20 protein-coding genes, 1 tRNA gene and 1 pseudogene are annotated in these 21,187 nt (G+C 67.3%); 1 reads left to right on the forward strand and 21 read right to left on the reverse strand.

What is annotated here, in order from left to right:
* Window positions 1-6: 6 nt before the first annotated feature.
* The 18 genes and pseudogenes from ACVKN3_RS07640 to ACVKN3_RS07725 all read right to left on the reverse strand — a co-directional run bounded on the left by ACVKN3_RS07640 (window position 7) and on the right by ACVKN3_RS07725 (window position 16,805).
* On the reverse strand, window positions 7-1,782 hold the full coding sequence (locus ACVKN3_RS07640) for an ATP-dependent nuclease (RefSeq protein WP_354516607.1): 1,776 nt from the start codon (window positions 1,780-1,782) through the stop codon (window positions 7-9).
* A 24-nt stretch (window positions 1,783-1,806) separates the two neighbouring features.
* The gene (locus tag ACVKN3_RS07645) at window positions 1,807-3,294 is read right to left on the reverse strand and encodes a site-specific integrase (RefSeq protein WP_354516605.1); all 1,488 of its coding nucleotides are present in this window, start codon (window positions 3,292-3,294) and stop codon (window positions 1,807-1,809) included.
* Window positions 3,295-3,377: 83 nt separating this feature from the next.
* Window positions 3,378-3,467, reverse strand: a tRNA-Ser gene (locus tag ACVKN3_RS07650).
* Between the two features lie 294 nt (window positions 3,468-3,761).
* A complete protein-coding gene (gene serS, locus ACVKN3_RS07655; protein ID WP_354516603.1) occupies window positions 3,762-5,042 on the reverse strand; it encodes a serine--tRNA ligase in 1,281 nt (426 codons plus the stop codon).
* 86 nt (window positions 5,043-5,128) lie between these two features.
* Window positions 5,129-6,400: a cation:proton antiporter gene (locus tag ACVKN3_RS07660; protein WP_354516601.1), complete on the reverse strand. Its 1,272-nt coding sequence runs from the start codon at window positions 6,398-6,400 to the stop codon at window positions 5,129-5,131.
* 321 nt (window positions 6,401-6,721) lie between these two features.
* Window positions 6,722-7,039, reverse strand: a complete 318-nt coding sequence (locus tag ACVKN3_RS07665; protein ID WP_354516599.1) for a hypothetical protein — start codon at window positions 7,037-7,039, stop codon at window positions 6,722-6,724.
* The gene (locus ACVKN3_RS07670; RefSeq protein WP_036141873.1) at window positions 7,036-7,365 is read right to left on the reverse strand and encodes a hypothetical protein; all 330 of its coding nucleotides are present in this window, start codon (window positions 7,363-7,365) and stop codon (window positions 7,036-7,038) included. The genes ACVKN3_RS07665 and ACVKN3_RS07670 overlap by 4 nt, the downstream gene beginning before the upstream one ends.
* A gap of 19 nt (window positions 7,366-7,384) precedes the next feature.
* Entirely contained in the window at window positions 7,385-7,777 is a 393-nt protein-coding gene (locus ACVKN3_RS07675) for a hypothetical protein (protein ID WP_285405439.1), read from the reverse strand.
* Between the two features lie 37 nt (window positions 7,778-7,814).
* On the reverse strand, window positions 7,815-7,982 hold the full coding sequence (locus ACVKN3_RS07680) for a hypothetical protein (protein WP_285405437.1): 168 nt from the start codon (window positions 7,980-7,982) through the stop codon (window positions 7,815-7,817).
* Entirely contained in the window at window positions 7,982-8,422 is a 441-nt protein-coding gene (locus ACVKN3_RS07685; protein WP_354516596.1) for a hypothetical protein, read from the reverse strand. The genes ACVKN3_RS07680 and ACVKN3_RS07685 overlap by 1 nt, the downstream gene beginning before the upstream one ends.
* 5 nt (window positions 8,423-8,427) lie before the next feature.
* Window positions 8,428-8,688, reverse strand: a complete 261-nt coding sequence (locus tag ACVKN3_RS07690; RefSeq protein WP_285405434.1) for a hypothetical protein — start codon at window positions 8,686-8,688, stop codon at window positions 8,428-8,430.
* A 135-nt stretch (window positions 8,689-8,823) separates the two neighbouring features.
* Window positions 8,824-9,441, reverse strand: a pseudogene (locus ACVKN3_RS07695) (DUF2589 domain-containing protein); the annotation flags it as partial.
* A gap of 68 nt (window positions 9,442-9,509) precedes the next feature.
* Window positions 9,510-10,031, reverse strand: coding sequence for a DUF2589 domain-containing protein (locus ACVKN3_RS07700; RefSeq protein ID WP_354516594.1), 522 nt, complete (start codon window positions 10,029-10,031; stop codon window positions 9,510-9,512).
* 3 nt (window positions 10,032-10,034) lie between these two features.
* The gene (locus ACVKN3_RS07705) at window positions 10,035-10,595 is read right to left on the reverse strand and encodes a glycoside hydrolase family 108 protein (RefSeq protein WP_354516592.1); all 561 of its coding nucleotides are present in this window, start codon (window positions 10,593-10,595) and stop codon (window positions 10,035-10,037) included.
* A 117-nt stretch (window positions 10,596-10,712) separates the two neighbouring features.
* The gene (locus tag ACVKN3_RS07710) at window positions 10,713-11,366 is read right to left on the reverse strand and encodes a response regulator transcription factor (RefSeq protein ID WP_354516590.1); all 654 of its coding nucleotides are present in this window, start codon (window positions 11,364-11,366) and stop codon (window positions 10,713-10,715) included.
* Window positions 11,367-11,597: 231 nt separating this feature from the next.
* Window positions 11,598-12,926: a replication-associated recombination protein A gene (locus ACVKN3_RS07715; RefSeq protein WP_354516588.1), complete on the reverse strand. Its 1,329-nt coding sequence runs from the start codon at window positions 12,924-12,926 to the stop codon at window positions 11,598-11,600.
* Between the two features lie 56 nt (window positions 12,927-12,982).
* Window positions 12,983-14,341, reverse strand: coding sequence for a DUF3999 family protein (locus ACVKN3_RS07720; protein WP_285405424.1), 1,359 nt, complete (start codon window positions 14,339-14,341; stop codon window positions 12,983-12,985).
* Window positions 14,331-16,805 (reverse strand): DUF2339 domain-containing protein, encoded by a 2,475-nt coding sequence (locus ACVKN3_RS07725; protein ID WP_354516587.1) that lies wholly within the window; start codon window positions 16,803-16,805, stop codon window positions 14,331-14,333. The genes ACVKN3_RS07720 and ACVKN3_RS07725 overlap by 11 nt, the downstream gene beginning before the upstream one ends.
* Here ACVKN3_RS07725 and ACVKN3_RS07730 point away from each other — a divergent pair.
* Window positions 16,804-16,950, forward strand: a complete 147-nt coding sequence (locus ACVKN3_RS07730) for a hypothetical protein (RefSeq protein WP_285405420.1) — start codon at window positions 16,804-16,806, stop codon at window positions 16,948-16,950. The two genes, ACVKN3_RS07725 and ACVKN3_RS07730, sit on opposite strands and share 2 nt — an antisense overlap.
* Before the next feature lie 642 nt (window positions 16,951-17,592).
* Here ACVKN3_RS07730 and lolA read toward each other — a convergent pair.
* The 3 genes from lolA to ACVKN3_RS07745 all read right to left on the reverse strand — a co-directional run bounded on the left by lolA (window position 17,593) and on the right by ACVKN3_RS07745 (window position 21,177).
* A complete protein-coding gene (gene lolA, locus ACVKN3_RS07735; RefSeq protein WP_285405418.1) occupies window positions 17,593-18,243 on the reverse strand; it encodes an outer membrane lipoprotein chaperone LolA in 651 nt (216 codons plus the stop codon).
* 152 nt (window positions 18,244-18,395) lie between these two features.
* The gene (locus ACVKN3_RS07740) at window positions 18,396-18,824 is read right to left on the reverse strand and encodes a hypothetical protein (protein ID WP_036141897.1); all 429 of its coding nucleotides are present in this window, start codon (window positions 18,822-18,824) and stop codon (window positions 18,396-18,398) included.
* A gap of 7 nt (window positions 18,825-18,831) precedes the next feature.
* Window positions 18,832-21,177: a DNA translocase FtsK gene (locus ACVKN3_RS07745; RefSeq protein WP_081916661.1), complete on the reverse strand. Its 2,346-nt coding sequence runs from the start codon at window positions 21,175-21,177 to the stop codon at window positions 18,832-18,834.
* Between the last annotated feature and the right edge of the window lie 10 nt (window positions 21,178-21,187).

Genomic DNA, 21,187 nt, shown 5'->3' on the forward strand with positions numbered 1-21,187 from the left:
CTCCTGTCATCTTGCAACAATCCAGTCTACACAGCACTTCGCCTGTGAAAGCTGATGATCCAAATCTTCCGGGCTGAAAGCCAAGATGCGTTCTTCTTGTGCTTGTATCGCATGCTCTCCCTTATCAGGGACGCCTATTACGTCCTCGATGCATCCTTGCTTCCAGATCCAGATGTCATGCGCCAGAAGTGCTTCGTGAACCTCCTCTGAAATGATCGCGCCGTATTCGTCGGCGGCCATGGCAGCCCAGACCTGTGCAGCCGTAAATGGGTTCGAATTCGTAGGGAGGCCGTTACCTCCCAATTTGAAGCCGAGCAGCTCTTGGAGCCGTGCAAGCACGGCCTTGGCCTTGGTGACGTCACCACCGTCCTTATCCAACAGCGCCCCAGCACCCTTCCGCGCATCCACGAACGCAAAATCGAGATCGGCGATGGCAGCGCACTTGATGCCCATGGCCCTCAACACCGCCATGCCTTTGATGATGCCCGACGCGCCGCCCAGCGACACTAAGCAGACGTGATCCAATTCAGGGCGGCGACCGTGGACCTTCTCATAGATCAAAGGGATCAGGCGCTGGTCGGTCTTCCCTTCGCACACGATGACTTTGTCCGCGAAATAGATATCGGCGACGTTGCCGAGCATGAAAAGAGTGCGCGCCTGATCGGGGCCCGCCTCAACGGCCTCCACCACCGCTTCGCGCAATGGACGTTTGACGGCCGTTCCCGCCTGCGCGCGATGCACGATCACGGTGTCAGGCGCGTTGTCCCGGCTGATCATCAACGGCGAGTGCGTCGAGAGGACGACCTGAAAGCCCCCGGCGGACAACGTTTTCAGGGCTTCGCGGACCGTGCGGACCGCCTGCGGATGAAGGAACAGTTCGGGCTCGTCAATCAACAGAAGCCGACGCGCAATGCCCCTGGCAGCGCCGTGGCGCATGTCGGCAAGCAGCCGGATCAAGGCCATTTGGATTGCCCGCTGGGCGCCGGTCCCCATCTGATCGAAGCGACGACGTTCGCCGCTGACGTGATCGGTGACATACAGATCGCCGGTCCGAAAGAACTCCTTGACCTCGACTTCCGGCATGTCCATGCCCAGCGACAATCCCGGAAACAGTTCACCCAACGCGCTGCTGGCATCGGTGTCGAACTTCGCAAGGAGTGGCGACCGCTGTGCCCCCTCGGCACCGAGGATGTCTCGGACTGCTTGCAGCGCGTGCTGGATCTCCGCATGCGCTTCGAGCACCGGGGCCATGATCTCATCGAGCAGACCGCGGATGGTGCTCCCCGCTTTACCTTTCGCCAGATCGTCGCCGACGTCGTCCATGGCCGCGACGTGCAGGGCCTCCGGAAGCAGGGCCTTGACCGCGTCCGGCAACCCGGTGGGATAGGGCCGCCAGACGGTGGGCACCCCCAGCTCATCCAGCTCGCCGGTGGGTTCCCACACTTCCGCCCGTGGTCGCCCGGTTGCCGCGACGATCCGGATCCACAGGTTGCCGTCCACGCAATAGGGTTCGATCGCCGCACGGTGATTCTGTGCGGGAATTAGTCCGATCAGTTCGGGCGAAATCCCTTCGACGCAGGCCGCGACGATGATGGGTTGCTCCGGATCACATGCCTCCGCCCTGGGAACCGCCTTCGGCGCCAAAAGAAGCTTGATCGCGTCGAGGATCGTGGATTTGCCCGTGTTGTTCTGGCCGACCAGCGGTGTGTAATCGCCGAGCGTGAGCAAGACCCGACGACACGCGCGGAAGTTTTCGATGTAGATGTGGCTGAGGCCGTGCATTCCCTTTCCCTCGCGTCGTCCAGATCAAGCAACCTTCTTTTTTGCACCCTGCTTCAACCGCGTTCGGACCGGCAGAGGCTTTTCCAGTTCCAGCAAGGGCAGCAGGCCGTCAAAGTTGAGCCACGTGCCCCAGCCGATCCCAGGGAAACATTGCGCAAGCTCTCTGGGCGTCCAGGGACGCATGTAATCGGCCTCGTGCACGTCCTCTCCCGCCTCGTGCCCCACGAAAGCCCGGCGCCGCTCTGCGGGCAGGCTCGCCCCTTGGAGGGTCTGAATCATATTCTTGCGCAGGCTGTGGAAACCCACCGTTCCGGCAGCCCGGCGCGCTTTGATGCCGACCCCTTTCAGCTGGTAGGAGAAGCCCTTCGAGATTGCGTTGCCGGGGCTGACGCTGGGTTTGATCGGGATGGTCGGGAAGAGCCGTTCCTCTCCGCGCTCCCTCAAAGCCTCCACCCTCTTCCACAAACCAAGCCGGATCAGGTCGGGATGCAGCGGCACGAGACGCCGGCTCGCCTCCGTCTTCAACGATTGGCCGTCGTTGTCGTTCGTGATGCGAACGCATGGGACGCCGTCGACCTCCTCAAAGTCCCGCAAATAGAGCTGGGCCACCTCCGAGACGCGGGCGCCGCTGTAAAGACCGATCAATGCGCCCCAGCGAACGTGCGGCTGCCGCATCCGCTGCATCGCAACGGGATTGAAGATCTTCGGCAGATCAGCCAGCTCGAACGCCTCCCATGCGTGCCCCTGGTTCCGACGAGCAGCCTTGTCCGCAGCTTTCATGACCACCACGCCCTTCACGACGTTGGTAGCCAGGTGCCCGGCCTGAACCTGCTTCTGGAAGATTTGCGCCACGTGCGAGACCATGTTCGCCACGTAGCGCTTGGTGAGCCCGTCCCGTTGCAGCTGGTTGGCCCATGCGGCCGCCATCGGCCGGGTGACCTCGTCCACCTTGACGCCTGACCCGATGTATTTCAGAAAGGAAGCGGAACTGCGCTGCCGTTGAACCCAGGTGTTTGGCTTGATGTTCTTGGCTTCGACGTCCTCGTATTGCCTCAGCGCCTGCGCCAACGTCGGCGCGTCGCTGCGTGGCTTCGGCAAAGTTCGGGTGAGCTTAGGCTGAGGCACATCTGACCCGGGCGCGGGCGCCGGCCAAAGCGGCTTCTCCAACGCCATTTGCAGCGCCTTCAAGCCGGCCGCGTTGTCCGCGTCGGTGCCGTTCGTTTTGACGGACACCCCTTCAGGGCCCGCCTTGATCTCGAACCGCTCGATCTTGCTAAGCAAGTCGTCCCAATCCATCCCCAAGTCCTTCGTCCCAATCCTGGCACTGGCGAAGATTTGAGCACATCGAGCACCCAAAGCGTAGGCGCAGGTGCGCGCCGAGACCGGATCGTGGGTCCCAAGAGAACGTTTGAAAATGGTCATGCCGAAGACTGGGCGAAGGTCTTTCGGAATGTAGATGCGGAAATACCACATGCCACTCGGGCGGCGCAGCAGATGATGGGCGAGACGCATGGATAGTTGACCTACCCAGAAACACCAGTGCCGCAAAGCCGAAAATCCGAGAAAAACCTTAGTATTTATAGGTACTTAGACTCTGGCGGAGAGAGTGGGATTCGAACCCACGGTAGGCTCACACCTACGGCAGTTTTCAAGACTGCTGCCTTAAACCACTCGGCCATCTCTCCGGATTGTCTAAAACGCCTTGCGCGTCCGCATTCTACGCTAGCTCCGATCACCGCAGAGGTAACCCAAACCCCGAGTGGGATTGTTCGCCGCTTCGCGACGAATCCCTCCCTTCGGTCGGGACCGCCCTTTCGGGCGTCCTGCGGCGGCTGCGCCGCCTTGTCGAACCCACGGTAGGCTCACACCTACGGCAGTTTTCAAGACTGCTGCCTTAAACCACTCGGCCATCTCTCCACATTTTTTCAACCGCACCGGCAAGGCCTTGCACCCCGCCAGCGCGTCATTCTACCCGACGATCAGGCAATCACCTCAACCCCTGCCATATATGGCCGCAACACCGCCGGCACCTCAATCGCCCCATCCTTCCGCTGGAAATTCTCCATCACGGCCACCAGCGTCCGGCCCACGGCCAAGCCCGACCCGTTGAGCGTATGCACCAGCTCCGGCTTCCCCGTCGCCGGGTTCCGCCACCGCGCCTGCATCCGCCGGGCCTGGAAATCCGTGCAGTTGGAACAGCTGCTGATCTCCCGATACGTATTCTGCGACGGCAACCACACCTCCAGGTCATACGTCTTCGCCGCGGCGAAACCCATATCCCCAGTGCACAGCTGCACCTTCCGGTACGGCAGTTCCAGCGCCTGCAACACCGCCTCGGCGTGGCCGACCATCTCCTCCAGCTGCTGCATGCTCGTCTCGGCCGTGGCGATCTGCACCATCTCGACCTTCTCGAACTGGTGCTGCCGGATCATGCCGCGGGTGTCGCGGCCGTAGCTGCCCGCTTCCGCACGGAAGCACATCGAGTGTGCCGTCATGCGCATCGGCAGTTCGTCGGCTTCGACGATGCTCTCGCGCACCAGGTTGGTCAGCGTCACTTCGGACGTGGGGATGAGGTAACGCTTGGCGTCGCCCACCTGCGTGGCGAACAGATCGTCCTCGAACTTCGGCAGCTGGCTGGTGCCCTCCATCGCGGCCGGGTTCACGATCAGCGGCACGTTGTGCTCGAGGTAACCGTGCTTCGTGGTGTGCAGGTCGAGCATGAACTGGGCGAGCGCACGGTGCAGGTGGGCCAGCTGGCCGCGCAGCACGGTGAAACGCGCGCCGGACAGCTTCGAACCCGCTTCGGCGTCCAGCCAGCCGTGGCGGGCGCCCAGGTCCACGTGGTCCTGCACCTTGAAGTCGAACGCGAGGGCGTGGCCCCAGCGCAGGATCTCGAGGTTGTCGCTCTCGTCCTTGCCGTACGGCACGCTCTCGTCCGGCAGGTTGGGGATGCCCAGGGCGATATCGGCGATGATCGCCTGCACCTCGGCCAGGGCCTGCTCGTTGGCTTTCAGCTTGTCGCCGATGCCGGCCACCTCGGCCATCAGCGGGGCGACGTCTTCGCCCTTGCCCTTGGCCTGGCCGATCGCCTTGGAACGCGTGTTACGCAGGTTCTGCAGCTCCTGGGTCTCGGTGGCGAGCGCCTTGCGCTCGGATTCGAGGCGCTCGATCGTGGCGACGTCGAGGTCGAAGTTCCGGGCGGCGCGCAGGCGCTCGGCCGTTTCGGCGAGTTTGCCGCGCAGGAGGGCAGGATCCAGCATGGGTCGGGTTCCGTGGGTGTTCGAACGGGGATTATCGCAAATTCGGCGGGTGGCATGTCCGCCGGCCGAACGGATCGACAGGATGCTCAGCCGCTGCCGATGCGCGTGGCCTCGGACGGCAGCACGGTCAACTCGCGCCAGTCGAGCTGTTCGAGCAGGAAATTGTAGTCCTCGTCGCTCAGCTGGAACGCGAGACGGCAGCGTTCCAGCTCGGCGCGCTGCGCCGCCAGGGCGGCCAGCGACAGCTGGCAATGCCGCTCCATCGCGTCGCCGCGCGGCGGTTCGTCCAGCGCGTCGGCCTCAACCTGGAACAGCGCGGCCAGCCGCCTGCCCTCCTCGCTGTCCTCGTTCGCCAGCCGGCCCAGCGCAGCATGCGCCAGTCCGCGCCGCACGGACAGCAACTCGCGCTCGGTCACCGCGCGGTGATCCAGCCCGAGCAATCGGATCATCGGTGCCAGGGTCAGCCCCTGCACCACCAGCGTGGCCAGCACCACGCCGAAGGCGGCCAGCACCACGGTGTCGCGCTGCGGGAAGTCGGCGGGCAGGATGAACGCGGTAGCCAGCGTCACCAGGCCGCGCATGCCGCACCAGCCGGCCAGCGTGGCCTGGCGCCAGGTGGCGGGCTCCGGGCGACCCTGTCGACGGCGGCACCACGCCACGCCGCGGTTGAAGCTCAGCGCCACGGCGAGGCGTGCCAGCACCACGATGGCGATGACCAGGCCGGCGAAACCCAGCGCATGGCGCAGGTGATCGCCGCTCATGTCGCCGATGATCCGCCGGGCCTGCAGGCCCATCAGCAGGAAGGCGAGCACGTTGAGGACGAACACCACCACGTTCCACACCGCGTACGACTGCACGCGCAGGCGCGGCGAGGTCGGGGATGGCCGCGAGGCGATGGTCATCGCCAAGGCGACCACGGCCAGCACGGGCGACAGGTGCAGGTGCTCGGCCACGATCCAGACCAGGAAGGTGTTGACGAACTGCAGCAGGTTGCTGTCCAGCGCACCCGTGACGAAGCGGGTGATCTTCGGCATCAGCCACGCCGCCAGCATGCCGAACGCCACGCCGCCGGGCGCGGCCAGTGCGAAGCCGCCGAGTTGGGTGACGGTGAGGCCACCCGAGGTCTGCGCCATCAAGGCGGCACCGAACAGCAACAGCGCCGCCGCGTCGTTGAACAGGCTTTCGCCACGCAGGATCGCGTCGGTGGCGCGCGGGATGGCCATGCCCGAGAGGATCGCCGTGGCTGCGGCGGCATCCGGTGGCGCGACGATGGCGCCGAGCACCAGCGCCGCGGCGAACGGAAGGCCCGCGTACGCCCAACCGGCCCAGGCCACCAGCAGCGCGGTCCAGCACGCCACCCAGCGCGAAGATCACCAGCGGTACCCAGAAGCGCTTCGCCGTGGTGAGCGGGAAATCGAACGCCGCATCCATCAGCGCGGGGGCGATGAACAGCGGCAGCGCCGTGCGTGGATCGATCGGGAAATCCGGCGCGCCCGGCAGCAGTGCCACGCCGACACCGGCCAGGGCCAGCATGGACGGGTACGGAAGCGCGAGGCGTCGTGCCACCTGCAGCAGGACGATGGCCGCGAGCAGGAGCAGCAGGAGGCTTTCGAAAAGCGTCACGTCAGCGGCGGTCCGGGCGGCAGGTCGATGCAGGCTACCCGCCGGACCGGCCGTGCTCAAGCACCGGCGGTTACCTCGGAGCGACGCCGATGCCGCGCACCGCTCAGCGATCGCCAGAACCAGGTCGCCATCATCATCGCCAGGCCGATGTTGACCACCACCTCGCCCGGCCACACCTTGCCGTAGCTGATGTCTTCGAAGCCGACGCGGTCGGCAATGATGCCAAGGATGTTGGCCAGCGCACCCGCGGCGATGAAGGCGTGGCTGACGCGGTTCACCCGGCGCAGCGTGCGATCGGTGAGCAACCAGCACCCGGCCACCAGCATGACGCTGCTGCAGGCCAGGTCGCCGTAGAGGAATACGACCGGATTCATTGCGGGTCGCCTCCCGCGATACGGTCGATCATGCGATTGGCCAGCGTCTCGCCGCGCGAGTCGATCAGCCGCTGGGCGATCATCGTCACGCGCAGGCCGAAGCAGCCGATCAGGAAGGACACGCCGGCATGGATCTCCGCCGGCGAATCGGTGAGGAAACGCCGCTCAACCGCGGGACCCAGGAAGATCGCCATCATGGCACCGCACACCACCTGCACGACGGCACGCTTGCGCGAGGCCTCGTTGCCCAGGGCGACGGGAAGGACGGCGCCGCCCACGGCCGCCAACAGCAGCCAGAAGCGGGTGAACAGAACGACGGTATCCATGATGACGACCTCGTGGGACTCAGGGTGAGGGAACGGGCTTCAGCTTGCCGCGCCAGGGATTGCGGGGCGTTTCGAACATCACGTCCAGCGTCTGGTCGGCCGCGACGGTGAAACGGAGATCGCGATTGAGCACGCTGTCGCAGAACCGGCCGCCGTTGATCGACGGCTTGAAGCGGTAGATCGACGTGGCGCCGTCCTCCTTGAGGAACGCGGCGGAGACATCGCACGACAGCGGCTCGTTGAAGTGCACCTTCACCAGGTTCGGCACGAAGGTCATCTGCACCGCGACATCGGCATTGGCTTGCTGGACCAGGCCGCGCCAGGTGCCTTGCGGCTGTGCGGCCAGGGCGATGGCGGGAAACAGGCCGAACAGCGCGATGCCGGCCAGGGTTTTGACGGAGGTGGAATACATCGGGTTTTCCTCTGGAGGTGATGGTAGGTGGCCCAACCTAGCGGGCGAACCACACGGTGACGCCGGTGATTCCGGCAAGAACGATGAAGCCGGCAAGCAGCCACAGGACGCGATGGCGCGGCTTGCGCGGTGGCGGTCCCGGCAAGGCGGCGACCAGTGCGGCCTCCCAGTCGGCGGACAGCCGCATCACGGTGAGCTTGTCCATCAGCCCACCTCCGGCAACGGCACGGCCACCGGCCGTCCATCCAGCGAGACGCTCGGCTGCCAGGCATCCGCCGCGCGGTAACCGATGCGCAGGCGATGCAGGGGGCGGCGGCGCCATCGGCGCGGCGGCGCCGGGTGCAGGTCGACCACCAGGGCCGTCGCGCCGTCGCTGCCGCGCTCGTAGCGCAGGCGGCAGTCGAATTCCACGGACAACTCGGTGACCTGCGGCATACGCGGATCGCGAAACCAGCGCAGCGGCAACACCACGGATTCCAGTGGGGCGTCCACACCGGCATCCCGCGGCACGTCCACGTGCAGCGCATCGCCGCTGGCGTCGCCGGCCGCGTAATGCGCGAGTCGGCGTCGCCGCAGGGCTTCGTTGGCCGCTTCCACGGACACGCGCAGGGCGAACAGCAACTGGTCGAACGTGCAGGTGGCCATGCGCCCTACCCCTCGCCCAGCCACGCGGGCTTGCGTGGAAAGCCGACGTGGTAGCACAGCCACTGCAGCACCACCTGGTGCTCGCCGACCTGCAGGATGGTGAAACTCTTTTCCACGCCGATGATGGACCCCTTGGGCGAGTCGCTGAGACAGCGGTTGAGCAAGGCGCGGGCGTCTTCCACCTGCGCCTCGGTCTGCATCTGGTTGGGGTTGTCGCTGCCGACAACCACGCGTTTGACGAACTTCACGTCGGTCAGGTCGAACATCCTGTATCTCCGGAAGGAATCGCGACGACCTTGCGGGCGTCGCGATCCATGGTTGGATCGAACGGCTTACGGACCGGTGCCGGCGCCGGCCGCCGGCGTGGTGGCCGGACCGGTCACTGCGGCCGGCGCGGTACCCGGCACGGCCACCGGCGCACCGACCTTGCGCGGCGCGCAAGCGGTCTGCAGGATGTCCATGACGCGTGCCAGGCCTTCCGGCATGCCCCCGTCTTCGGCGTGCACCTCGACGTGGTAACGCGCCGAGTTGTCGGACTTGCGGGTGTTTTCCTTGTGCGTGGCGACCGAACCGGACACCTTCGCCGAGGCCTTGAACACGCCCCAGCCGATCGACATCTCGGCGCTGAACTCGCCCTTCTTGTCTTCGCTTTCGGTCTGGCTGAAGGACGACTTCACTTCCATGTCGAAGGTGATGTCGACGCGGGTGACGCTGAGGTTGGGCACCTTGACGATGGCCAGCAGCGGCACTTCCAGCTCGACGTCTTCCTCGGCGATGCCACCGGCGTTGGTGGGATCGTCCACGGGGCGCTTGAAACGGAACGTGGCGGTGCGCGTGGCGCCCACGCCGGTCGGATCGTTCGCGGGCGGCGGCAGGAAGCCGATGACCTTGATGAAATCCGCGGTGGCCTGGGCCAGCTTGACCTGGGCTTCGCAGGCGGCGCTGAGCGGCGAACCGATCAGGTCGCCCATGGGCAGACCCTTGAACTGACTGGACATGTTGACGAGTTCGTCAGCCATGGTGTGACTCCTTGCAATGGTTGACGCGACGCACGGGATGCGCGGCGCGGTTCATCCCGGCCGACGGGTCAGTCGTCCGGCGTGAACGTCTTGAAGACCCCCTGGGTCTGTGAGAGGTGGTTCATCAGCCGCGCGGCACCGTCAGTGGGCTCGCTGCCTTCGACACGAAGCTTCACGTGCACCGAGCCGCCACGGCGGTCGTTGCCGCCGGCCGCCGGGTCCACGCGCAGGTGCGGGCGGGCCACGGCGCTCTTGCCTTTCCAGCCGGGCTCGTGCGGATCGTGGTCGCTGGGCGGGTTGCCTTCCACGATCGGGCCGATGTCCGCGTCGAAGGTGATCTCCACGTCCTTGATCCGCAGCACGTTGGTCGAGACCAGCGGCAGGATCGGTGCGCGGTACAGGTCCTCGTCGTCTTCGCCGGCCTTGGGATGCAGCGAGGGCATGCGGATGACGACGCTCTTGGGCCGGTTGTCTTCGTCGAAAAAGTCGCTCAGGTGCGACATCTGGTGTTGCTCGATGCGGTCCTGCGCATCGACCACCGCGCCGGCGATGGCTTCGATCAGCGTGTTGAGCGAGGTCTGCGCGGCCATGGCTCAGCGACCTCCGGCCGCGGTGGGCGGCAGGTCGGAGAACGAATCCACGCGCGCCAGCCAGCCCTTGAGGAACTTGGCCAGCGACGGGCGCTGCGCCACCAGGGTGTTGTAGTAATCCTTGCGGCCCTGCTTATAGGCCGTATAGACCGCCACCGCGTTCAGGCGGCCCAGGGCGGCCATCGTGCCGGCGCCGATCACGCCGTCCACCGTGAGCGGCGGCGTCGCGCCCTGCGCGTTCAGCACGCGCTGCAGCAGCTTGGAGGCGTTGGCGCCCGCATTGACCTGGAAGTCGAAGACGATGTTGGCCAGCGGTTGCAACGCGATCTCGTCGCCGTGCACCTTGTCCCAGTACTGCGCCTTGTAGATCCGCCCCGCGTCCGCATCGCTCAGCGCGCGCAGGTTGTCCAGCGAGGGCTCGATGCCCAGCAGGCTTTTTGCATAGCGCTGGAACGTGGCCAGCGTGATGCCCTTGTTGGTGGCGCCGCCCGGGTCGGCCGGGTCGTTGACGAAACCGCCCTCGTGCCGCAGCAGTGTGGGAAAGAAAAGACTGAAGTCGGCCATGCTGTGATCTCCCGGTTCGACGCGGTGGCGTCGGTGGGTTCACTATCCGTTCGCGGACCGATGCGTGGGATCGGGAAAAGCCTGATTGCCGCGCCTGCGCGTGCTGATCGGCGCGCATTACGGCTCCAGCGTGGTCAGGCCTTCGCGCAGGGCATAGCGCGTGAGCAGCGCAATGCCGTTGATGCCCAGCTTGGCCATGATGTGTTCGCGGTGCGTGCCCACCGTCTTGACGCTGACATGCAGGCGTTCGGCAATGTCACGCGCGCTGAGGCCTTCGGCAAACAACTGGGTGATCTCGCGCTCGCGCGCGCTCAATGCCTCACGCGGCGCGAACGCGGGGCCGTCGTGGCGGCGAAGGCCGTCCACCAGCAGGTGCGCGATATCGGGGCTGATGAAATAGCGCAGGCGCATCACACTGTCGATCGCCTCGCGCAGCACGTCGAAGCCGTCGCGCTTGAGCACGTAGCCGTGGGCGCCGGCGTCGAACGCGGCGCGTACCCAGCGCGAATCGTCGTATGCGGACAGGCACAGCAAGCGGGTCTGCGGACAGCGCGGCGCGATGCGGCGGATCGCTTCCAGTCCGCTGAGCCCACGCATGGCGCAATCGAAGACGATCAGGCCCGGCTGGTTACGCAGCGCATGACGCACGCACTCGCGGCCATCGGCCGTGCTGCCGGTCACCTGGTAGCGCGGCGAGCCTGCCAGCAGAGCGGACACGCCCTCGCGCAGCAACGCCTGTTCGTCCGCCAGCAGGACGGTGATGGGCATCATGCGCCCCACCTCGCCCGCACGCCGGCGCGAACGCACATGAAAACACCGCCATGACTGACGGTGCTGCAGTGATGCGAATCCATCCTCGACCCCCTCGGTGGACGTCGTGCCGGCCCCCGTGGCCGGCCGGACGTGACAGCCGCGCAACGTTCCGCGGCTGCCGCCAAGGTATGTCGTGGCGCCCACCGGCCGTATCGGCCAAATGCTGATTTTTCGGCGCCGTCCTGCCGGTTACGGGCTCTTGCGAGCCGCCGCCCGCGCGGCACGCAGTGCCTCGAGCTTTTCCCGCAGCTTGGTCTCGAGCCCGCGATCCACCGGCTCGTAGAAGGTCGTGCCGACCAGGGCGTCGGGCAGGCACTGCTGGTCGAGGGCGATGCCGCCCTCCACGTCGTGGTCGTACTGGTAGCCGGTGCCGTAACCCAGGCCCTTCATCAGTTTGGTCGGCGCGTTGCGCAGGTGCATCGGCACGTCCAGCGTGCCCATCTGCTTCACGGTCGCCTTGGCCTTGTTATAGGCCATGTACGCGGCGTTGCTCTTGGGCGAGATGGCCAGCCAGATGGCCAGTTGCGCCAGGCCCAGCTCGCCCTCGGGGCTGCCCAGGCGCTCGTAGGTGTCCCAGGCGTCCAGGGCCATGCGCCAGGCGCGCGGCTCGGCCAGGCCCACGTCTTCCACGGCCATGCGGGTCATCCTCCGTGCCAGGTACAACGGATCGCAACCGCCGTCGAGCATGCGGGTCAACCAATAGACGGCGGCATCCGGATCGGACGAGCGCACGGATTTGTGCAGCGCAGATATCTGGTCGTAGAACTGCTCGCCGCTCTTGTCGAAGCGGCGGGTGCGGTCGGCCAGCACCTGCTCCAACGTGGTGTCGTCGATGCGGCCGTCTTCGGCCAGTTCCGCGGCGATTTCCAGCAGCGTGAGCGCGCGGCGTACGTCGCCGTCGGCGGCACTGGCGATCAGTTTCAGCGAAGCCTCGTCCACATCCAGCGCCAGTTCGCCGAGGCCACGCTCGGTGTCGGCGAGTGCGCGATGCAGCGCGGCCACGATATCGTCGGGGCCCACGGCGTCCAGCACGTGCACACGGCAGCGCGACAGCAACGCGGAGTTGAGCTCGAACGACGGATTCTCCGTGGTGGCGCCGACGAAGATGATCACGCCGCGTTCGATGTGCGGCAGGAACGCGTCCTGCTGGGCCTTGTTGAAGCGATGCACCTCGTCCACGAACAGCACGGTGCGGCGGCCCTGCGCGAAGTTGCCTTCGGCTTCGGCCAGCGCCTTGCGCACGTCCGGCAGGCCGCTCATCACCGCGGAGATCGCCCGGAAATCCGCATCGGCGTAACGCGCCACCAACAGGGCCAGGGTGGTCTTGCCGCAGCCGGGCGGCCCCCACAGGATCATCGAGTGCACCTTGCCCGCTTCCAGCGCGCGGCGCAGCGGCTTGCCCTCGCCGGCCACGCGCTGCTGGCCCACGATCTCGTCGAGGGCGCGCGGGCGCATGCGCTCGGCCAGGGGCTTCAGCGCTTCGGGTTCGGCGAACAGGCCGGGGGAGGAGAAGGACATGGCACTCGCGGACGGGGGTGAACGCGCATTATCGCGCGTTCACCGTGCACAGTCCCTCAATCCTCGGGCGGCGGCGATCCCGGCTTCGGCTTGCGCAGCAGGCTGGCCGCCATGCCGACGATCACCGCCGCGCCCAGCAGCAGCACGATCCACAGCAGCGGACGGGTCCAGTCCAGCGGCACCGCGGGGGCCGCGAGGGCCTGGCGACCGCCCTGCTCCTGCGACGGGCCCAGCGTGGTGCGGTCGGGACGCCAGGCGGCCCCTTCGCTCTTGCGCAGCGCGGCGATGGCGTCGTCCACCGGCCAGGCCGGCCGCCGCGCACGCGCGCTGCCCACCAGCAGGCGCCAGGGGCCGTTGCCCTCGGGCAGGAAGACGAAGCGGTCCGCGCGCCAGCCCACCGAGAAATGCGGCGGCTCGCGCAGCGGCGTGGCCGAGTGCAGGCGGATCAGGTCGCGGCGACGCGGCGTCACCTCCAGGGGACGGTGGCCCTCGGTGCCGTCCGGCGTGACCACGAGCGTACCCAGCGCCTCGCTGCTCAGGCTGTCCTCGACGGCGGAGGCATCCAGCCGGGCCACGCTGTCGCTCTTGCCCAGCGTCACACGCACGGCGCTCACGGGCAGCGCGGCCGGCAGGCGGTAGTCGTAATCGACGCCCTGCCCGCTGCTGCGCGTGTCTGCCACGGGCACGTCCAGCCAGTGCAGCACGGGCTCGTCCCTGGCCGAGGCGTCTTCGACCGTGCCGGACAGCGTCACCGCGGCGGTGCCGTCGGTCGGCCAGGGCGCGTCGCCGCCGGTCACCCGCACCCGGAAATACCGGGCCGCCGGGCCCGCCAGCTTGACCACACGCGCGTCCACCGCGTCGGCGTCCTTGCCCAGCGTGACCACGGACGCACCGCGCACGCGTGGTGTCCAGTCCTGCAGGTCGCGGCTGACGTCGATGTCCACGGTGAGGTTCACGTCGTGGTCCGGCCGGGGAAACTCCAGCCGTTCCGGCGCGACCTCGTCGTGCGCGTCGAACAGCCACGTGCGCGGCGTGCCGCTGGCCGGCGCGCTGCCCGGCTCGATCACGATGTCGCCGTTGGTGCTGCGCTGGATGCGCGCGCCCGGCACGCCGTCCACCGCGGAAGGCACCGCGCGCAGCGGCGCATCCAGGGTCACCGGATGCGACGTCGGGTCGGCGGCGCGATAAGGGCCGGTCGCCACCTGGCGACCCTGCGCATCGACCACCACCACGTCGCCCAGGCCCGCATCGCGCACGGCCCAGGCATAGGCGTCCTGCGGCAGCTCGACCAGATAGGCCTTGCCGCCGGGCGGCGCGACGATCGGCCAGGCATAGGCGAACGCCTCGGGCGTTTCAGCGCGGGCGCCCAGGGTGAACAGACTGGCGATGAGCAGGCAAACCACGTCACGACGCATGCGGCGGCTCCGGAACGATGGCCGCACCGTCTTTGGGCGGCGCGGGGGCGAGGTAACCGATGACCGTGCAGAGCAGGCCATAGGCGATGAAGGAGGCGATGCCGAACAGGTTGCCCAGGTGGCCGCGGTCTACCAGCAGCAGCTTGAGCAGCACCACGCCCATGCTGCCGGCGCCGGCCATCCAGAGCAGCCGCTGCCCGCGACGCGAGCCGAGCACCCAGGCGACGACGCCGATGATGCTCCACACCACGGTGAGGGACAGCTCGGCCAGGCTGGACGACGGCATGTCGCCGTTCCAGGGCACGCCGCCCAGGTGGTGGACGGTGCGCAACGTCATGCTGGTGGCGACGACGAAGAACGCGATGGCGAGCACCGCCGGACGCGCGCGCACCACGCCGGGGGGCATCACCGCGTCCGCCATGACGCGGGCGAGGAACAACCCCACCGCCACCAGCAGCAGGTCGATCGGATTGAGCAGCGGGATGAAGGGCAGCGGGTGAGCACCGCCCGCCGCGCCCAGCGCGACGAGGCCGACCGCCGCCATCGCTATCAGCATGAACGCGCCGACACTCAGGCGCAGATCGCGTACGTAAGCCACCAGCGGCGAAGCGATGACGCGCGGTCGCCAGACGACGAGCGCCGCGACGAGCAGAGTCGGCACTGCGCAGGCGAGGATCTGCCAGCCCTGCCCCACGCGCTCCGCACCATCCAGCGCGAGGCCGATGGCGGTGGTGAACAGCGCCAGCCAGCGCAGCCACCACAGCGTGCCGCTGGCGACGGCCGCCACCCGGTGCTGGCTTTCGCCACGCATCGACAGCCAGCCGGTCACGGCCATCACCGCCGCCGCCGCGAGCGGCCAGCCCACCAGCCATTGCATGCCGGCGCTGCTCGCCTGCAGCACGAGCAACAGCGTGGCCAGGAAGGACACCGGTACGGCAAACGCGAGCACGACGCCCAGGTCCAGCTTGCGCACGCGCGGGCAGGCCAGCGACAGCAACCAGCCGGTGGAGGACACCAGCGCCAGCCATGCGGCGTTCTCGTCGGTCGCCCCGAAAGACGAACGATCGATCTCGCGCCCGAAGCCGACGTACCACCAGAGCACCGCCCAGAACAGCAGCCCGATACGCGCCAGGCCGGAGATACCGCGCGACGCGCCATGGCGATCGAACTGCCACACGCCCACGCCCGCACCGACGACCAGGAGCAGGCAGCCCACGAAAGGCGCGTTGAGCAGCGGCGTGTCGAACGAGTGCACACCGAAAGCCAGCGCGAGGAACCACGCCGCGCCCGCCACCAGCTGCAGGAACACGCCCGACCAGCGCGGCAGGCGCCGTCCCTGGCGGAAGCCGAGCCAGATCAGGCCCGCGCCTTCCAGTGCAAAGACGCAGGCGGTGACGCTCGCGCTCAACGCCAACGGCACGGCGATGGTGGCGAAGGCGACGGCCAGCACGGCCCAGGTCTCGCGCAGCAGGCCCATGTCGTCGCGCTTGCGGATCGCGAAGGCGATGGCGATATAGATGGCCGCGGCGATGAGTGCCGAGATCGCCAGCGGCATCGGCTCCCAGTCCAGCAGCGCACCCTGCAACAACAGGCTGGCGATCGGGTTGCCGAACATCAGGCAGCCGTCGAGGATGGCGCGGCCACGCCGGGGCGAGCGCAGTACGTGCAGCCACGGCACGATGAGGTACAGCAGGAAATGCAGGATGAGGAAGGGTTCGGTGCTGGCGAACAGTGAGGGGTTGTAGCGCAACACGCCCCACGCCGTACCCACGCCGAACGTCGCCACGAAGCCGAGCACGTTGAGCACCCGCCATGCCTTCTTCCAGGCGATACCGAGGATGCCCAGGTTGAGCAGCGCGTAGTAACCGAACAGGGCGACATGGTTGCCCTGCCCCGACGACGCGATGATCGGCGCGGCGAACCCGGCGATCAGGCCCAGCACGGCCAGCACCAGCGCATCCTGCAGCACCGCCAGCACGCCCATGCCCGCGACGAAGACCACCAGCAGCGCGAAGGTCGGCGCCGCGTCCAGCAGACCGTAGAGCCGGTACGCGGCGAACACCGTCATCACCAGCACGCCCAGCCCACCACCCTGCAAGGCCAGCGCGAACGCACGGCGCCGGTCGCGCTGCACCCAGCCGAACGCCACGCCCGCGATCGCGGCCAGCGCCACGAGGCTCAGCCGCACCGACACCGGCACGCGCAGCATGCCCGTGTCCGACGCGTACTTGAGGAACGCCGCCACGCCCGCGAACAGCACCAGCATGCCCACCTTCACCGGCACGTTGCCTTCGGTGAACCAGCGCTTGGCTGCCGTGATGCCGCGATCGATCCAGGAGGGACCGCCGGGGTCGTCGCCTGCGGCTGCGGTAGAGGCGGCCGACGCGTCGCTGGCGACAGGGCCAGACACGGCGTCGGCGGTGGCCGCCCGTGTCGTGCCCGGTAGCGGCGGCATGGCAGGCATGGGCGGCATCGACGGCATCGACGCGTTGGACGGAACGGATGACGCCGAAGGCGCCGCGCTGTCCGGCCACTGGGCCGGCACAGGTGCATCCGATACATCGGGCGACCTATTCGAGGGCACCGCCGGCGCTATCGAAGACGCATGATCCGGCGATATCGCCGACGCGTGCTCCGCGCCCCGCTGCCTCGCGGCAACCGTCAGCGCTTCCACCCGCGCGTGCATGGCATCGAGGTCACTGCGCAGCTGCGACGTCCGCGCCAGCAGCCATCCGATGGCAGCGCCCGCGACCCCGCCGGTCCACCCTTGATCCACCAGGCCACCGACGACCGCGCACACCAGAATCCAGACCACCACCATGCTCCGCCCCTCACTCACATATCCGTATAGGCAGGGAGTCTGGCATGAAATGCCAGACTCCGTAGGAACGCACGATGTGCGCGATCCCTAGGCCTAGGACCGAGGCGGTAGGAGCGCACGATGTGCGCAATCCCTCACCCCAGGACCGAGGCGGTAGGAGCGCACGATGTGCGCGATCCCTCACCCCAGGACCGAGGCGGTAGGAGCGCACGATGTGCGCGATCCCTCACCACGAATACGGCGAATGATGCCGCCCGTTGCAACCATTCGGGCGGTTCCGGGCGTTTGAAAAGCGCATGCTGGATGCACGGAAACGCTGGCCAGTGCGAGCGGGTGGCTTCTCTCGCCTCAGTCCTACCGTGAGGGTTCGCGCACATCGTGCGCTCCTACGAAGGCCGGGCGAGGCTCGACGATAGGGCTATGGACGGTTTTATTTAACCGGCTGCGTCTGCAACACCGGGGCATCGCCGATCACGTCGGTGCCCTTCGGCGGCACGAACTCGAACGTGCCCGCGGGAATGGCGGCATTCTTCTGCCACCCGGCAAACGAGATCTGCGTGGTATTCCCCAGCTGATCCTTGAACGCCATCCGTGCCAGCCCACCCGCGTCGAACCCCAGGTCGGCATAGTCGAACTGCGGGTCCTTGCTGGTGGACTGCAGGCGCAACCAGACCAGGCCATCATGCTCGCCCTGTTCGGTGACCTTGAAATCCTTGTCCATCTGCGAGAGGTCGGTCAGCACGGTGAGCGGGCTCTGCGCTTCCTCGCTGCTCTGCCGGCGAACGGTGACCTGTTCCAGGTCGGGGTCGTACAGCCAGACGCGGCTGCCGTCGGCGACGATGGTCTGCTTGTACGGGGCCGTGGTTTCCCAGCGGAACTGGCGCGGCGCCTGCAGCGCCAGCGTGCCCGAGCTGACCTTGCCCTGGTCGCCATTGGCATTGGCCAGCGTCTGGCTGAAACGCCCGGTGAGCGCATGCAGCCCCGTGGAGAACGCATTCAGGCGCTCGCGGGCCGCGCCGGTGGCGGCGAAGGTCGGCAGGCTGAGGAGGGACAGCGTTGCGGCGAGCAGCAGGCGTTTCATAGGGCGGGGATATCCTGGGGAAGCAGGCATGGTGGCGAGGGTTAGGCGTAAAGGGTAAAGCGCCAGTCGAGCACGCACACATGGCGCACCAACCAGTTGCACGTCAATCTACATCGCCAACGCTTAACACGGGACGCTGGACGACCAACGCTCTACCGGTCCGTTTCAAACAGCGACTTGAGCATATCGATGGCTTCACCGGGGGAAATCTCGCCGGCCTCCATCTTCTCGCTGATCTCGGCGATGGCCTTGCCGTCGCGATGCCAGAACGGCGCCGCGCGGGTGGCGGTGTGTGCCGGGCGCGTTTCCTGGCCCAGCACCACGATCTCGGCGATATCCGACTGCTCGGCGAAGATCACTTCAAGCGCGTCGTCGATCTCGCCGGTGTGCCCGGCCGGATAGTCACGGGTGACGAAGCAGGCGCGGCCGTCGTCGGCGCGCAGTTCCAGCCCCGGAATGGACGGGTTGAGCTCGAAGACACTGGTCACCTCGTCGAGCACCTCGGCGGTGGGCACGAGATCGCCGGTGACGAGGAGGCTCCAGGGGCGCTGGCGCAGCACACCCGGCTTCATGGTGTTCATGGTGGGATCAATCCTTGGGCGGCGGCGGCGCCAGCACTTCACGGTTGCCGTTGTGCTGGGGCGCGCTGACGATGCCGTCCTGCTCCATCTGTTCGACGAGGCGGGCGGCGCGGTTGTAGCCGATGCGCAGGTGGCGCTGCACGCCGGAGATGGACGCGCGGCGCGTTTCCGTCACCACGCGCACGGCGCGGTCGTAGAGGGCGTTGTCGCTGTCGCCATCGCCGTCGGCATCCTGCGGCAGGCCGGCGTCGTTGATGATCTTGCCGTCGGCGGTGGACTGCACTTCTTCCAGCACGCCCTCGATGTAGTTCGGGGCGCCCTGCGCGCGCAGCCATTCCACGACGTTGTGCACCTCGTGGTCGTCGACGAAGGCGCCGTGCACGCGCTCGGGCGTGGCCGTGCCCGGCGGCAGGTAGAGCATGTCGCCGTGGCCCAGCAGGGCCTCCGCGCCGGACTGGTCGAGGATGGTGCGCGAATCGATCTTGGACGAGACCTGGAACGCGATGCGCGTGGGGATGTTGGCCTTGATCAGGCCGGTGATGACGTCCACCGAGGGGCGCTGCGTGGCCAGGATCAGGTGCACGCCCGCGGCACGCGCCTTCTGCGCCAGGCGGGCGATCAACTCTTCCACCTTCTTGCCGACGATCATCATCATGTCGGCGAACTCGTCGATGATGATGACGATGTGCGGCAGCGGCTCCAGCGGATCGGCCTTCATCGAGGGCATGTCCGGGTTGGCGCGGAACAGCGGGTCGAGCAACGGCTGCCCGCTGCTCTCGGCGTCCTTCACCTTCTTGTTGAAACCGCCCAGGTTGCGCACGCCCACCGCCGCCATGAGCTTGTAGCGGCGCTCCATCTCGGCCACGCACCAGCGTAGCGCGTTGGCGGCTTCCTTCATGTCGGTGACCACGGGCGCCAGCAGGTGCGGGATGCCCTCGTAGACCGAGAGCTCCAGCATCTTCGGGTCGATCATGATCATGCGCACGTCCTTGGCGCTGGACTTGTACAGCAGGCTGAGCACCATGGCGTTCACCGCCACGGATTTACCGGAGCCGGTGGTGCCGGCCACCAGCAGGTGGGGCATCTTGGCCAGGTCGGTAACCACGGCCTTGCCGCCGATGTCCTTGCCCAGCGCCAGCGCCAGGGGCGACTTCACCTGGTCGTAGCGCTCCGAACGGAGGATCTCCGACAGGTAGACGATCTGCTTCTTGGTATTGGGGATTTCCAGGCCGATGACGTTCTTGCCGGGAATCACATCCACCACGCGCACGCTGACCACGGACAACCCGCGGGCGATGTCCTTGTCCAGGCTGGATACCTGGCTGCCGCGCACGCCGGCGGCGGGCTCCAGCTCGAAGCGGGTAATGACGGGACCGGGATAGACCCCGACCACGCGTGCCTCGACCTTGAAGTCCTTGAGTTTCAGTTCGACCTGGCGCGACAGCACCTCCAGGGTTTCCTCGGAGTACCCGGGGCCCTGCGGCGGGGCTTCGTCCAGCAGCGACAACGGCGGAATCTCGCCCTCGATGGACGCGCCGGTGAACAGGGGAATCTGGTTTTCGCGGGTGGCCCGCTCGCTCTTGACGACCATCGGCGTGGGCGTCTCGATGCGCACCGGCTCGCGTTTGGCCTGCTTGACCGCTTCCGCCTTCTTGACCACCTCGCGCTCGGCACGGGCGGTACGGGCGGCCATCACATCGGGCGCACGACGCATCTTGCCGCCGAACCAGCCGCCCAGCCGCACCACACCCTGCCCCGTCACGTCCATCAGGCGGAACCAGGACAGGCCGGTGGCCAGGGTGACGGCGATCAGGAACACGGCCAGCAACAACAGCGGCGCGCCCTTGTCGCCGAACGCGGCATGCACGCCGCGACCGACCCACTTGCCGACGATGCCACCCGCGCCTTCCGGCAGCACGGGGGAATCGACGTTCAGGTAGACCAGCGCGGGGCCGGTGATGAAGAAGAACACGAACCCGATCAGGCGCAGCGAGGGCTCCCACGGGGCGACGTGGCGCTCGCCCCGCTGGCGGATCACCTGCACGCCCAGGGCCAGCAGCAGCAGCGGAAAGCAGTACGAGACCAGGCCGAAGATGTAACGCAGCAGGTTGGCGATGTTGGCGCCGACCGCGCCACCGAAATTGGTGGCGTGCTCGGCAACCCCCATGTGGCCCCAGCTCGGGTCCTGGTCGTTGTAGCTGATCAGGCAGACGAGCAGGTACAGCGCGAGCGGGAGCACCAGCAGGGCTCCCGCTTCACGCAGGCGGCGCTTGAGCTCGTCGCTCAAGCCCTCGCGCTGGGCCTTGATCTGCGTCCTGGCCTGTTTCTTGACGACTTTCGCGCTACGCGCCACTTAGCAGACG

Source organism: Luteibacter sp. PvP120, assembly GCF_054055715.1.